Below are 13,817 nucleotides of genomic sequence, written 5' to 3'. Positions count from 1 at the left end.
CTCCCACCAGCCTTGAAGAGACCTCACGCGTGTCGCTCTCGATCGGGAACCGCATCCTCCTCGGCTTCACCGCCGTCGTCCTGGTGATCGTGGCGCTCGGCGTCTACGCGGTCGGGCAGATCGGCGAGGTGCGCAACGCCACCGACATCATCGTCACCCGCGACCTGACGGTGATGCGCCAGCTGGAGACCATCCGCGAGGCGCAGCGCCGGATGAGCGACCTGCGCGACGAGGCGACCACCCGCTACTACCTGCGGGCGCTCGGCCGCGAGCCCGGGGCCAAGGAGGAGCCGACGGTGACCTGGCGGCGTAGCGCCGCGACCGCCGAGACCGCGCTCGCCGGCGCCATCACGACCGCCAACGACTACCGGGCCCAGTCCCTCTCGGCCGAACGCGCCGCCGCCTGGCAGCGCATCGCGGAGCTCCTGGTCGCCGCCGGGGCCGAGCTGCGCACCACCCGCACCGCGACGGAGCGCCAGTTCGAGGCGATCGCCGCCAACGACGTGCCGGGCATCCAGGCGGCCGAGACCGCCCTCGACCAGTCGGGCGAGAACTTCGTGCGCACCATGGGGGCGGCGCGCGACGCCCTCGACGGGGCCATCGCCGCCGGTCAGCGCCGGGTGGGCGCGATCTACGAGGAGAGCCGGCTCTCGACCATCGCGGCGCTCGCGGTCTGCGTCGTCATGGCCCTCGTCATCACCGTGCTGATCCGCCGCTCGGTGGTGCAGCCCCTCGACGCCGTGATGGCCTTCGTGGGCAAGGTCGGGGATGGCGACCTCACCGGACGCGTCGCCGAGACCAGCCGCGACGAGCTCGGGCGCCTGGGCGGCGTGCTCAACCAGATGGTCGAGGGCCTGCGCCAGCTGGCCAGCCAGAACCGCGCCTCGACCTCGAACCTCAACGCCGCCGCCGCCGAGATCCGCGCCTCGGCCCAGGAGCAGGCGGCGAGCGTCGAGGAGCAGTTCGCCGCCGTGCAGGAGACCGCCGCCACCGTCGACGAGATCACCCATGCGGGCGCCCAGATCGGTAAGCGCGCCCAGGAAGTGATCGCCACCGCCCAGGCCACCGCCCAGACCTCGAGCGCCGGGCTTCGCGCCGTCGACGAGACCGCGCGCGCCATGGACGCGATCCGCGAGCAGAGCGAGGCGGTGGCGGAGAACATCGTGGCGCTCAGCGAGAAGACCCAGGCGATCGGCGAGATCATCGCCACCGTCAACGACGTCTCGGAGCGCACGCATCTCCTGGCGCTCAACGCCGCCATCGAGGCGGCGGCGGCCGGCGAGAGCGGGCGCAGCTTCGCGGTGGTGGCCTCCGAGATGAAGGCGCTCGCCGACCAGGCCAAGGAGGCGACGTCCCAGGTGCGGGCGATCCTCGGCGACATCCAGCGCGGCATCAATTCCTCGGTGATGCTGACCGAGGAGGCGGTCAAGCGCGTCGCGGTCGGCAAGGAGCGCACCGACACCACCCATGCGACGATCGAGGAGATCACCGCCCGGGTGCAGGAGAGCGTGCAGACCTTCCAGCAGATCGTGGCCTCGACCAACCAGCAGCAGCTCGGCATCGAGCAGGTCATGGGCGCGCTCCAGAACATCCGCCAGGCGAGCCAGCAGACCGCCGCCGGCACCCGCCAGGTCGAGGCCGCCGCCGCCAACCTCAGCGAACTCGCAGGCGCCCTCCTGGCGCTCGCCGAGCGCTACCGGCTCTGACGGACGGAACGCCGGCTCAAGCCCGATGGACGACATCCGCCAGCTACTCCTCGCCGCCTTCGACGCCGAGCACCGCGAGCACCTCGCGGCGATCCGGGCGGCGCTCGCCGAGGCCGAGGCGGGCCGGCCCGCGGACTGGAACGACGTGTTTCGCCGCGCCCACAGCCTCAAGGGCGCCGCCCGGGCCGTCGACCTGCCGGCGGTGGAGGAGGTCGCCCACCGGCTCGAGGCCCTGTTCGACCGGGTGGTGCAGGGCCGCGCCGGCCTCGACCGGGCGACCGCCGGGGTGGTCGACCTCGCCCTCGACCGGATCGAGGGGCTGGTGGCGGGCCTGCCCGAGACCCCCGAGCCCGCGGCGCCGGCCGACGCCATCGCGGCCCTCGACGCCTGCCTGTCCGGCGCGCCGATCCCGGCGGCCCAGCCGGCGCCCCCGTTGACGGCTAAGCCGGCGCCGGAGCTGCCGGCCGACCGGGCCCCCGAGCCGGCGCCCGCACAGGCCGGCCCGCAGGACGGCGCCGTCGCCTACCTGCGCGTCGCCAGCGACCAGATCGAGAACCTGTCGAAGGCGGTGCACGACCTCACCGCCGCGCTCCAGGGCCAGGAGACGATCGGGGCCGCGGTGGCGGGCCTCGAATCGGGCGCCCGCGCCTTGCGCCGCAGCGTCGACACGGTGCAGGGCCGCACCGGCGAGATCGTGGCGCTCGCCCGCCGCCTGCGCGAGGCGGGCGATCCGGCGGGAGCGGCCCTCGACGGCTTCGTCGATCGGGTGCGCCGCCTCGACGGCGACCTCAGGGGCGTGATCCGGGGCATCTCGGCCCTGGCGCGGGTGCAGAGCCGCAGCACCGGCGCCGTCGATGCTGCGCTTCGGCGCCTGCGCGACGAATCCGACCGGCTGCTCCTGGTCCCGGCCGAGACGGTGTTCGGCGGCTACGGCCGGATGGTGAGGGAGATCGCCCGCGAGGCCGGCCTGGCGGTAGAGGTCCGCCTCCAGGGCCTCGACCTCCAGGTCGACCGCGGCCTGCTCCAGGCGCTGAAGGACCCGGTGCTGCACGCCCTGCGCAACACGATCAGCCACGGCGCGGAATCTCCCGACGCGCGGCGGGACGCCGGCAAGCCGGAAGCGCTCTCCGTCACCCTCTCGGTCGCCTCCCGCGGCTCGCAGCTCGTCGTGACGATCCGCGACGACGGCCGCGGCCCGGATCTCGCCCGCATCCGCGAGACCGGGCGTCGCCAGGGTCTGGTGGCGCCGGGATCGGAGCCCGAGACGGACGCGATCCTCGACCTCGTCTTCGCGCCGGGCTTCTCGACCGCCGCCGCCATCGACCGGATCGCCGGGCGCGGCATGGGCCTGTCGGTGGTGGCGGAGGCCGCGCGGTCCCTGCGCGGCCGGGCCTCGCTGCGGCCGGCGGAGCCCTACGGGACCGAGGTGACGATCGCCGTGCCGCTCTCGGCCGCGCGCCAGCCGGTGCTGCTCGTCGAGGCGGCGTTGCGGCCGGGCGAGGCGGCGCAGACCTTCGGGATCCCGAGCGGCGCCATCGCGGGGCTGCTGCGGCTCAAGGAGCGCGACCTCGCGTCAGTGACCGGCGAGCCGGCGGCGCGGATCAACCAGGGGGGACGGGACGTTGTCGTGCCGCTCGTTCCCCTCGCGTCGCTCCTCGGATCCGGTGTCGCCCCCCTTCCCCTCCGTGACGGCCTCGTCCGCGCCGTCCTGCTGCGCTGCGGCACCTCCCACTGCGCCGTCGCCGTCGACCGGCTCCTCGACGTGCGCGTGCTCCTCGTCGGCCCGGCCCCGCCCGTCGGCGGCGATCCCGCGCTGATGTCCGGCACCGTGATGCTCGCCGACGAGAGTCCGGCCATCGTGCTCGACCCCGAGGGCCTGTGCGCCCGCGCCCGGACCGGCGGGCTGGTGGCGGCCGCACCGATGCCGGCGGCCGAGCGCCGGATGAAGCGCGTGCCGACGGTGCTGGTCGTCGACGATTCGATCACCACCCGGACGCTCGAGAAGAGCATCCTGGAGGCGCATGGCTACCGGGTCTTCGTCTGCGTCGACGGGCAGGACGCCCTCGACCGCCTGCGCCGCGACGGGGGCGACGTCGACCTCGTGGTCGCCGACGTCGAGATGCCGCGCCTCGACGGCTTCGGCCTGCTCCAGGCGGTCAAGGCCGATCCGGGCTTGACGCGCCTGCCGGTGATCCTGATGACCTCCCGCGGCGATCCCGCCGACATCCGCCGGGGCCTCGATCTCGGGGCCGACGCCTACATCACCAAGCAGAAGTTCGACCAGCGCGAGCTTCTCGACACGATCGGTCAGCTGCTGTGAGCGCCCCCGTCCGCGTCATGCTGGTGGAGGATTCGCTGGTGGTGCGCCAGCTCCTCGCCCACATCGTCAGCCGCGATCCGCGCCTGGCCCTCGTCGCGGCGGTCGCCTCCGGCGAGGAGGCCCTGCGGGAGATCCACCGGGTCCAGCCCGACGTGATCTCGATGGACATCCGCCTGCCGGGCATCGACGGCCTGGAGACCACCCGCCGGATCATGGCCGAGCGCCCGACCCCGATCGTGGTGGTGGCCGACGCGATCGAGGATTCGTCGCTCAGGATCTCGATGAACGCCCTGCGGGCCGGCGCGCTCAGCGTGGTCGAGAAGCCGGTCGGCACCGGCAACCGCGCCTACGAGGCGATCTCCGACCAGATCTGCACCCAGCTGCGCATCATGAGCCAGGTGCCGGTGATCCGGCGCAGGCCGATCGGGTCCGAGCGCCTGGCCCGCCAGGATGCTCCCCGGCAAGACGCTCCCCGGGATGAGAGGAGCGGCCCGCTTCCCGCGACTCAGGCCCCGAGCGTGCTGGCGGTGGCGGCCTCGACCGGCGGGCCCCCGGCCTTCGCCAAGCTGCTCGGCGCCCTGCCGGCGGATTTCCCGCTTCCCGTCCTGCTGGTCCAGCACATGGGCGCCGCCTTCATGGAGGGCTTCGCCGACTGGCTCAACGGCGTCGTGCCGCTCGCCGTCGTGATCGCGAGCGAGGGCGTGCGGCCCCTGCCCGGCCACGTCTACGTCGCGCCCGGCGACCGGCACCTGACCTTGACCCCCGGCGGGCTCATCGCCCTCGTGGACGAGCCGCCGGTCGGCGGCCAGCGCCCCTCCGCCACGCTGCTGTTCCGCTCCGTCGCCCGTTCGGCGGGCCCGCGGGGCCTCGGCGTGCTGCTCACCGGCATGGGCGAGGACGGTGCGGCGGGCCTCCTCGACATGCACCGCGCGGGTGCGGCCACCATCGCCGAGCACGAGAGCTCGGCGGTCGTCTACGGCATGCCGGCGGCGGCCGTGCGCCTGCGGGCGGCCGGCAGCGTGCTGCCCCTCGACCTGATCGCCCCGCGCGTCCTGCGGGCGGTCCAGCCGGGCCTGTCGCCGTGACGGCTCCGCTTCCCGCGACACCGCCCCGCATCCTGCTGGTCGAGGATTCCGAGACGCAGGCGCTGCAGCTGCGCCTGTTCCTGGAGCGCAACGGCTTCTCGGTCGCCCGCCACGCCACCGCGGAAGCCGCGCTCGAGGCGATGAACCACGGCCTGCCCGACCTCGTCGTGGCCGATTACCACCTGCCGGGGATGAACGGCGACGAGCTGACCCGGCAGATGCGGCTCGCCATGCGCACGCGGGCGACGCCGGTCCTGATGCTCACCGAGGCGAGCGGGCGCGACATCGAGCGCCAGGGGCTGGAGAGCGGCGCCGATGCCTACGTGCCGAAATCCGCCGACCGCGACCTGCTGCTCCTGCGCATCCGCGCGCTCCTGCGCGAGCGCGCCGCCGTGCCGGCGGACGAGCCGGGCCAGCCCGCGAGCTTCCGGCGCGCCCGCATCCTCGTCATCGACGGCTCGGCCACGTTCCGGGCCTACCTCTCGGCGCTGCTGGCCCAGGAGGGCCACGAGGTCGTCACCGCCGACGGGCCCGACCAGGCGATGGCGGCGCTCGAGGCCCCGGGCGAGGGCTTCGACTGCGTCACGGTCGATCTCCTGGGCACCGGCTTCGACGCCATCGCGCTCTGCCGCCGGATCGACGCCCTGCGGGGTGCGGCCACGGGCGCGGGGGCGCAGGGCTTCTATCTCGTCGGCATCGGCTCCGCCGCCTCGTCGAGCAAGGACCTCCTGGTCGAGGCATTCTCGGCCGGAGCCGACGACGTCGTGGCCAAGGACGTCTCGCCGCGGGGGGTCGACGCCGATCTGCTGGCGATCCGGGTGCGCACGCTGGTGCGCCGCAAGCTCCTCGAGGAGGACGACCGGCGCGTCGCCGACGAGGTGCGCCGCCATGCGCTCGCCGCCGAGCGCGCCAAGGCCGAGGCCACCGCCGCCGAGGCCAAGGCGGCGCTGGCCGGCGCGCTGGCGCAGGCGAACCACGACCTCGAACAGGCCAACCACCGCCTCAAGGATACCCAGGCCAAGCTCGTCCAGGCCGCCAAGATGGCCTCCCTCGGCGAACTCGTCGCCGGCATCGCCCACGAGATCAACAACCCGCTCGCCTTCATCCTCGCCCACCAGGGCACGGTCGAGCGCCTGATCGGCGAGGTCGCGACCGCGGTGCCGGAGGGCACGCCCTCGCGGCGCGCCCTCAACAAGGCCAGAGACCGGGTCGGCTCCATGCGCCTCGGCCTCGCCCGGATCCAGGACCTCGTGGTCAACCTGCGCAAGTTCTCGCGCCTCGACGAGGGCGAGATGCAGACCGTCAACGTGCCGGACGCGATCGAGAACGTGCTGGCGCTGATCCAGCACAAGCTCGGCACCCGCATCACCGTGCGCAAGGACTTTGCCGGCGCGCCCGAGATCCGCTGCTCGCCGGCCCTGCTCAACCAGGTGGTGATGAACATCCTCGGCAACGCCGCCGACGCGATCCCGGAGGAAGGCACGATCACGATCGAGACGGCGATCCGCGACGACCACGACGTGATCCGGATCTGCGACAGCGGGCCGGGCGTGCCGGAGGAGTTGCGCGAGCGGATCTTCGAGCCGTTCTTCACGACGAAGCCCGTCGGCTCGGGCACGGGCCTCGGCCTCGCCATTGCGTACAGCGTCGTGCAGGCGCATAGCGGGCAACTGTCCGTGGAATCGGCGCCGGAGGGAGGGGCCTGCTTCGTGATCAGCATTCCGAGGCGGGCCGCATGACCGTGGGCACGACGAGCGAGGCGATGAACGCGGGCGGGCGCGGCACGATCCTGGCCGTCGACGACGAGCCGGATATCCTGGTCGCCCTCGAGGATCTGCTCGAGGACGAGTACCGGGTGCTAACCGCCAGCCGGCCGGCCGAGGCCCTGGAGCTGATCGCCGCCGAGCCCGACATCGACGTCATCCTGTCCGACCAGCGCATGCCGGGCCTGACCGGCGACGCCCTCCTGGCCCGGGCGCGCGAGATCTCCGACGCCCAGGCGATCCTGCTCACCGGCTACGCCGACATCTCGGCGGTGGTCTCGGCCCTCAATCGCGGCGGCATCACCGGCTACGTCACCAAGCCCTGGGACCCGACGCTCCTGCGCAACGCCGTGCGGGGCGCCTACGAGCGACACCGCCTCGTCCGGGAACTGGCCACCGAGCGCGCCCTCCTGCGCGGCCTCCTCGATCACGCGGGCGACGCGATCGCGTTCAAGGACAGGGAGGGGCGCTTCCTGCGCCTCAACGCCCGCATGGCCGCGCGCCTGGGCGCGCCCTCGCCCGAGGCCTGCTTCGGCCGCACCGAGGCCGCGTTCGTGAATCCCGAGGTCGCCGCCGCGGCCGAGGCCGCCGACCGGGCCGCGATCGACTCCGGCGCCCCGACCGAGACGGTGGCGGCGAGCGGGCCGGAGGCGGCCCAGAGCTGGAGCCAGGTCACCCGGGTGCCGATCCGCGACGCCGCCGGGACCGTGGTCCACCTCGCGGTGATCGCGCGCGACGTCACCGAGCAGCGCCTGCTCGAGGCGCGCCTGCGCCAGGCCGACAAGATGCAGGCGCTCGGCACCCTGGCGGGCGGCGTCGCGCACGACTTCAACAACCTCCTGACCGCGATCCTCGGCAGCCTGGAGCTCGCCCTGCCGAAGGTGGCGGGCGACGCGCGGCTGTCCCGCCTGATGACCAACGCCGCCCAGGCGGCGCAGCGCGGCGCGGCACTGACCAAGCGCCTCCTGACCTTCAGCCACCGCCGCGACCTCCAGGCCCGGGTCGTCGACCTCAACGCGGTGATCCGCGGCATGGACGACCTGCTCGGGCGGAGCCTGGGCGGCTTCGTCCAGGTCGAGCACGACCTCAGCCCCGACCTGTGGCCGGCGAAGGTCGACCCGGACCAGCTCGAACTCGCGATCCTGAACCTCTGCATCAACGGCCGCGACGCGATGCCGGAGGGCGGCGTCGTCGCCCTCGCGACCCGCAACGAGACGGTCCGCGCCAGCGCCGACCCGAACCTCCAGGACCCGAACCTGAAACCCGGCGACTACGCGGTGATCGCCATCACGGATACCGGCACCGGCATCCCGCCGGAGATCCTGAGCCGGGTGTTCGAGCCGTTCTTCACCACGAAGGGCGTCGGCCAGGGCACGGGTCTGGGCCTCGCCATGGTGTTCGGCCTCGTCCAGCAATCCGGCGGCACCATCCGGATCGACAGCACGGTCGGGCGCGGCACCACGGTCCGCCTCTACCTGCCGCGCTCCCGCGAGGCGGTGGAGGCGGCTCCGATCGCGCCGAGCGCGCCCGCCCCGGCCCCCCGCCGGGCCCGCGTGCTGGTGGTCGACGACGACCCCCAGGTCCGGCACGTCACCGCCTCCTTCCTCAACGGCTTCGGCTACGACGAGGCCGAGGTGCCGAGCGGCGAGGCGGCGCTGGAGCGCCTCGAATCGGAGCGGTTCGACCTCGTGGTCGCCGACCTGGCGATGCCCGGCATGAGCGGCATCGATCTCGCCGAGGCGGTGCGGGAGCGCTTCCCCGCCCTGCCCTTCCTGCTCGTCACCGGCCATGCCGAGGCCGCCCGCATCCCGGCGGACTTCGCGGTGCTGGAGAAGCCCTTTCCCTCCGCCGACCTGGCGGCCCGGGTGGCGGCCCTGCTCGCTCCCAAGGGGTGACCACGGCCGCGCGCACCGCAGGCATGGGTGAAGAGAAGCCACGGGATCCCGGCTCGCCCGCACGGAAGAGGATCCGCGCGCTCCAGACGTCCCGGGTGTCTCCGGGCGTTGCATCCGGCCTCTCTCCCGAGTCTTCCCCAGCGGAGGGGACCGAGTGTCTCGCGGGCGGCACAGCAGGTCCGGAACCATCCGGTCCCGGCAATCATTCATTCTCGCGTCAACAAAATTTGCTAAGTGTTGCCTTCGCGATGCTGAACGGTCATTGACGACCGTGCCGCAGCGGTGCGCCCGCAGACGAGAGTGTGACAGGATGCCCCGGACGCTGAGACTGAGGAGCCAGGTCGTCATCCTGGCCGTCGCCGTCGCCGGCGCGGTCTTCGCCTACCCCTACCTGCGGCCGGGCCCGCGTCAGCAGCCGATCGTCGCCTTCGCGGACGTGCCGGTCCGCCAGGCCCGCGCCTTCACCCTCACCCCGTCCCAGCTCGCCACGGTGTCGAGCGAGCCGGTGGTGAAGCGCCAGTTCTTCGAGGAGATCGCCACCGAGGGCAAGATCGGGGTCGACGAGTACCAGGCCACCCCGGTCTTCTCGCCCTATCCGGGGCGGGTCATCGCCATCTTCGCCCGGGCGGGCGAGCAGGTGAAGCGCGGCCAGCCGCTGTTCTCGGTCCAGGCCAACGAGATGGTGCAGGCCCAGAACGACTATCTCGCGGCCCTCAACGTGCTCAACAAGAGCCGCTCGCAGCTCGCCTTCGCGCAGGCCGCCGAGAAGCGCCAGCGCGACCTGTTCGAGACCCGCGCCACGACCCTGCGCGAGCTGCAGGTCGCCCAGAACGACCTCACCAGCGCCACCAACGACAACCGCACCGCCGAGGTCGGGCTCGAGGCGGTGCGCAACCGCCTGCGCATCCTGGGGCTTCGCGACGAGGACATGGCGGCGCTGCAGCGGGGCTCGGCGATCAACCCCAACACCCCGATCAACGCGCCCCTCGACGGCACCATCATCCAGCGCAAGATCGGCCCGGGCCAGTATGTCGGCACCGGCGGGGAGCCGTCCTACCTCATCGGCGACCTGTCGAAGGTCTGGCTGGTGGCGCAGCTGCGCGAAGCCGACGCCGCCAAGGCCGAGATCGGCGAGAAGCTCCTGTTCCGGGTGCCCGCCCATCCGGAGCGCACCTTCGAGGGCCGGATCAACTACATCGGCACCTCGGTCGACCCGGCGACCCGGCGCATCACCGTACGGGCCGAGATCGACAACCGCCAAGGTCTGCTCAAGCCCGAGATGTACGCCAGCGTCCGGATCATCAACGAGCGCGAGAACCTGTCCCACGCCGTGCCCCGCGCCGCCGTGATCCTCGAGGGCAACAAGGCCAGCGTCTGGGTGATCAAGCCCGACAACTCGGTCGAGAACCGCCCGGTGCGGCCCGGCATCGTCGACGGCGGGACCGTCGAGATCCTCGACGGGCTGAAGGAGGGCGAGCGGGTGATCTCCCGCGGCTCGCTCTTCATCGACCGGATGTCGACCCAGAGCTGACGACCAGCCCCGGCTGCCCGGGCCGGGGCGCCCTCCCCCATCGCTCAACGCTCCTCTCGGGATCCGGCCATGAACGGCATCGTCGGCCTCGCCCTACGCCAGCGCGCCCTCGTCGTCCTGGCCTTCGTGGCCCTGCTGGCCGGGGGGCTGGCGGCGTTCCAGAGCCTCAACATCGAGGCCTATCCCGACCCGACGCCCCCGATGGTGAACGTCATCACCCAGGCGCCGGGCCTCTCGGGCGAGGAGATCGAGCGCTACATCACGGTGCCGATCGAGGTGATCACCTCGGGCCTCCCCGACCTCAAGCAGGTCCGCACCGTCTCGCTCTACGGCCTGTCCGACGTGAAGCTGCAATTCGGCTTCGCCAACAGCTACCGGGAGGCCGAGCAGCAGGTGCTCAACCGGCTGGCCCAGCTCGACGGGCTGCCGAACGGCGCGAAGCCCGCGATCTCGCCGGTGAGCCCGATCGGCGAGATCTTCCGCTACAAGCTCGTCGCGCCGGACGGCTACAGCGTCCTCGACCTCAAGACCCTGCAGGACTGGGTCCTGCGCAAGCGGTTCCGCGCCGTGCCGGGCGTCATCGACGTCATCGGCTGGGGCGGCAAGACCAAGACCTTCGAGATCGGCGTCGACCTCGACCGGCTGATGGCCTACGGCCTGACCCTCTCGGGCGTGGTCAAGACCCTCAACGACAGCAACCTCAACGTCGGCGGCAACCGGATCACCCTGGGCAGCCAGTCGGCGGTGGTTCGCGGCGTCGGCCTGATCCGCTCGGTCGACGACATCGCCGAGACGGTGCTGTCGCAATCGGGCGGCGCGCCGGTGCTGGTGCGCGACGTCGCCACCGTCACCATCGGCCACCAGCCGCGGCTCGGCATCGCCGGCATGAACGAGGACGACGACATCGTCCAGGGCATCGTGCTGATGCGCCGCGGCGAGCGCTCGACCCCCTCGATCGAGGCGGTGAAGGCCGAGGTCGCGAAGATCGAGGCCGCCGGCATCCTGCCGCCCGGCGTGCGCATCGAGCGCATCTACGACCGCGCCGACCTCATCGCCGTCACCACCCACACCGTGCTCCACAACATGATGGTCGGGATCCTGCTGATCCTGGTGGTGCAGTGGCTCTTCCTCGGCAACCTGAGGAGCGCGATCATCGTCGTGGCGACGATCCCGTTCGCGCTGTTCTTCGCCGTCATCATCCTGGTGGTGCGGGGCGAATCGGCCAACCTGCTGTCGGTCGGCGCCCTCGATTTCGGCCTGATCGTCGACGGCACGGTCATCATGGTCGAGGCGATCTTCCGTCGCCTCTCGGGCCACGGGCCCCCGTTGCCCCCCGGCCTCGCCCACGCCAAGGGCAGGCCGAGGAAGCTCGGCCTGATCGCGCTCGCCTCCTCCGACGTCAGTCGCTCGATCGTCTTCGCGGCGATCATCATCGTCACCGGCTTCCTGCCGCTCTTCACGCTGTCGGGCGTCGAGGGCAACATCTTCGGGCCGATGGCCCAGACCTACGCCTACGCGCTGGCGGGCGGCCTCATCGCCACCTTCACGGTGACGCCAGTCCTCTCGGCCTACCTGCTGCCCGAGCACATCGAGGAGGTCGAGACCCTCCTGGTGCGCGGTCTCGACCGGCTCTACCGGCCGGTGATCCGGGCGGCACTCGCCCACCGCACCCTGACGCTGGGGCTCGCCGGCCTCCTCTTCGCCGGCGTGGCCATGGAAGGGCGCAACCTCGGCCTGGAATTCCTGCCCAAGCTCGAGGAGGGCAACCTCTGGATCCGCGCCACCATGCCGGCGACGATCTCGCTCGAGGAGGGCAACCTCTACGTCAACCGGATCCGCCGGGTGATCGCCGAGGTGCCGGAGGTCGAGCGGGTGGTCTCGCAGCACGGCCGCCCCGACGACGGCACCGACGCCGCGGGCTTCTTCAACGGCGAGTTCTTCGCGCCCCTGAAGCCCGCCGAGCAGTGGCGCGAGGGGATCACCAAGGACGCGATGACCGCCGCTTTGCTCGACCGCCTGCGCACCGAGTTCCCGGGCGTCGAGTTCAACCTGTCGCAGTACCTGCAGGACAACGTCGCTGAGGCGGTCTCCGGCATCAAGGGCGAAAACTCGTTCAAGGTGTTCGGGCCCGACCTGCAGAAGCTCACCGACCTGGCCCGCCAGGTCGAGACGACCCTGAAGCGCGTGCCCGGCGTCACCGATCTCGGCGTGTTCACCTCGCTCGGCCAGCCGACGGTGCAGATCAACGTCGACCGGGTGCGCGCCGCCCGCTACGGCCTGACCCCCGGCGACATCAACACCACGGTGCGCACCGCCATCGGCGGCGACGCGGCGGGCGAGCTCTACGACACCGGCAGCGAGCGCCACTACCCGATCGTGGTGCGCCTCGCCTCGCAGTACCGCCAGAGCGTCCGGGCCATCCGCGAGCTGCGCATCGCCGGCGAGAGCCAGGGCGGCGGGCGGGTGCAGATCCCGTTGAGCGCGGTCGCCGACGTCGAGGTGGTGTCGGGCCCGGCCTACATCTACCGCGAGGGCCAGGAGCGCTACCTGCCGGTGAAGTTCAGCGTGCGCGACCGGGACCTCGGCAGCACCATCATCGAGGCGCGCGAGCGCGTGGCGCAGGAGGTGACGCTGCCGCCGGACTACCGGCTCGAACTCGTCGGCGAGTTCAACAACATGCAGGGCGCCCTCGCCCGCCTGTCGGTCACGGTGCCGCTGGCGATCCTGCTCATCGCGGTCCTGCTCTTCGTCAATTTCGGCTCGGTCATCGACACGCTCCTGGCCCTCAGCGTGATCCCGATGGCGGCCGCCGGCGGCGTCGTGGCGCTCGCCGTCACCGAGACCCCGTTCTCGGTCTCGGCGGCGATCGGCTTCATCGCGCTGCTCGGCATCGCCGTGATGGACGGCATCATCGTGCTCACCCACTACAACGCGCTGCTGGCCCGCGGCGAGCCGCGGGCCGAGGCGATGCTGCGCACCTGCATGACCCAGATGCGCCCGGTGGTGATGACCTGCGTCGTCGCCGGCGTCGGCCTGCTCCCCGCCGCCTTCTCGGGCGGCGTCGGCTCGCAGGTGCAGAAGCCGCTGGCGCTCGTCGTCGTCGGCGGCATGAGCCTGGCGCCGGTGCTGATCCTGATCATCCTGCCGGTGCTGATCCTGCTCCTCTCCCGGCGGCGTCCGGCACCGGGGCACGCCCCGGCCGAGCCGGGGGCGGTGGCGCCGGCGGGGGCGGCGGTGCATTGATGTGAGGGCTAAGCCCGCCCTTTGATCGACGGCTGAGCCTTGCGTCCCTTGGCTAAGTGCGGTGGACAGGCGCGCATTGCCGTCGCGGGAGCGGCGCTCTGCGGAGTCGGCCGTGAAGAACGGCTAAATCGTTGGAAGATCGCGCGGATTGGTTATGCACACGTCTTCGCGCGTGCAAGGGCTTGGCGTGGGTCAGTGGGTTTCCTTGCAAATTGCACGCGCGGCGAGGGCGTGATTCCCTGCTCCTGACGACGGGAGCGGGAGACGGGGCATG

General features: G+C 72.4%; 7 protein-coding genes. All 7 read left to right on the top strand.

What is annotated here, in order from left to right:
- The first annotated feature begins 29 nt into the window (after positions 1-29).
- The 7 genes from EU555_RS32890 to EU555_RS32860 all read left to right on the top strand — a co-directional run bounded on the left by EU555_RS32890 (position 30) and on the right by EU555_RS32860 (position 13,543).
- On the top strand, positions 30-1,706 hold the full coding sequence (locus tag EU555_RS32890; RefSeq protein ID WP_135419545.1) for a methyl-accepting chemotaxis protein: 1,677 nt from the start codon (positions 30-32) through the stop codon (positions 1,704-1,706).
- A gap of 25 nt (positions 1,707-1,731) precedes the next feature.
- Positions 1,732-4,026, top strand: coding sequence for a hybrid sensor histidine kinase/response regulator (locus tag EU555_RS32885; protein ID WP_135419544.1), 2,295 nt, complete (start codon positions 1,732-1,734; stop codon positions 4,024-4,026).
- Positions 4,027-4,043: 17 nt separating this feature from the next.
- On the top strand, positions 4,044-5,111 hold the full coding sequence (gene cheB, locus EU555_RS32880; protein WP_205821044.1) for a chemotaxis-specific protein-glutamate methyltransferase CheB: 1,068 nt from the start codon (positions 4,044-4,046) through the stop codon (positions 5,109-5,111).
- Entirely contained in the window at positions 5,108-6,850 is a 1,743-nt protein-coding gene (locus tag EU555_RS32875; RefSeq protein ID WP_135419542.1) for a response regulator, read from the top strand. The genes cheB and EU555_RS32875 overlap by 4 nt, the downstream gene beginning before the upstream one ends.
- Positions 6,847-8,769, top strand: a complete 1,923-nt coding sequence (locus EU555_RS32870; protein WP_135419541.1) for a response regulator — start codon at positions 6,847-6,849, stop codon at positions 8,767-8,769. Before EU555_RS32875 ends, EU555_RS32870 begins: the two co-directional genes overlap by 4 nt.
- 310 nt (positions 8,770-9,079) lie before the next feature.
- Complete coding sequence (locus EU555_RS32865; RefSeq protein WP_135419540.1) at positions 9,080-10,300, top strand: efflux RND transporter periplasmic adaptor subunit; 1,221 nt, start codon at positions 9,080-9,082, stop codon at positions 10,298-10,300.
- Positions 10,301-10,369: 69 nt separating this feature from the next.
- Positions 10,370-13,543 carry an efflux RND transporter permease subunit gene (locus EU555_RS32860; protein ID WP_135419539.1) on the top strand — a complete coding sequence of 1,058 codons (3,174 nt, stop codon included), beginning with the start codon at positions 10,370-10,372 and terminating at the stop codon, positions 13,541-13,543.
- Positions 13,544-13,817 lie beyond the last annotated feature (274 nt).

The organism is Methylobacterium nonmethylotrophicum, assembly GCF_004745635.1.
Taxonomy (GTDB): domain Bacteria; phylum Pseudomonadota; class Alphaproteobacteria; order Rhizobiales; family Beijerinckiaceae; genus Methylobacterium; species Methylobacterium nonmethylotrophicum.
This window is presented reverse-complemented; position numbering and strand designations above follow the sequence as displayed.

Bases quoted from the DNA above. Each gene is read 5' to 3' on its own strand.
- EU555_RS32860 (WP_135419539.1), top strand. From the start codon at position 10,370: ATGAACGGCATCGTCGGCCTCGCCCTACGCCAGCGCGCCCTCGTCGTC.
- cheB (WP_205821044.1), top strand. From the start codon at position 4,044: ATGCTGGTGGAGGATTCGCTGGTGGTGCGCCAGCTCCTCGCCCACATC.
- EU555_RS32865 (WP_135419540.1), top strand. From the start codon at position 9,080: ATGCCCCGGACGCTGAGACTGAGGAGCCAGGTCGTCATCCTGGCCGTC.
- EU555_RS32885 (WP_135419544.1), top strand. From the start codon at position 1,732: ATGGACGACATCCGCCAGCTACTCCTCGCCGCCTTCGACGCCGAGCAC.
- EU555_RS32870 (WP_135419541.1), top strand. From the start codon at position 6,847: ATGACCGTGGGCACGACGAGCGAGGCGATGAACGCGGGCGGGCGCGGC.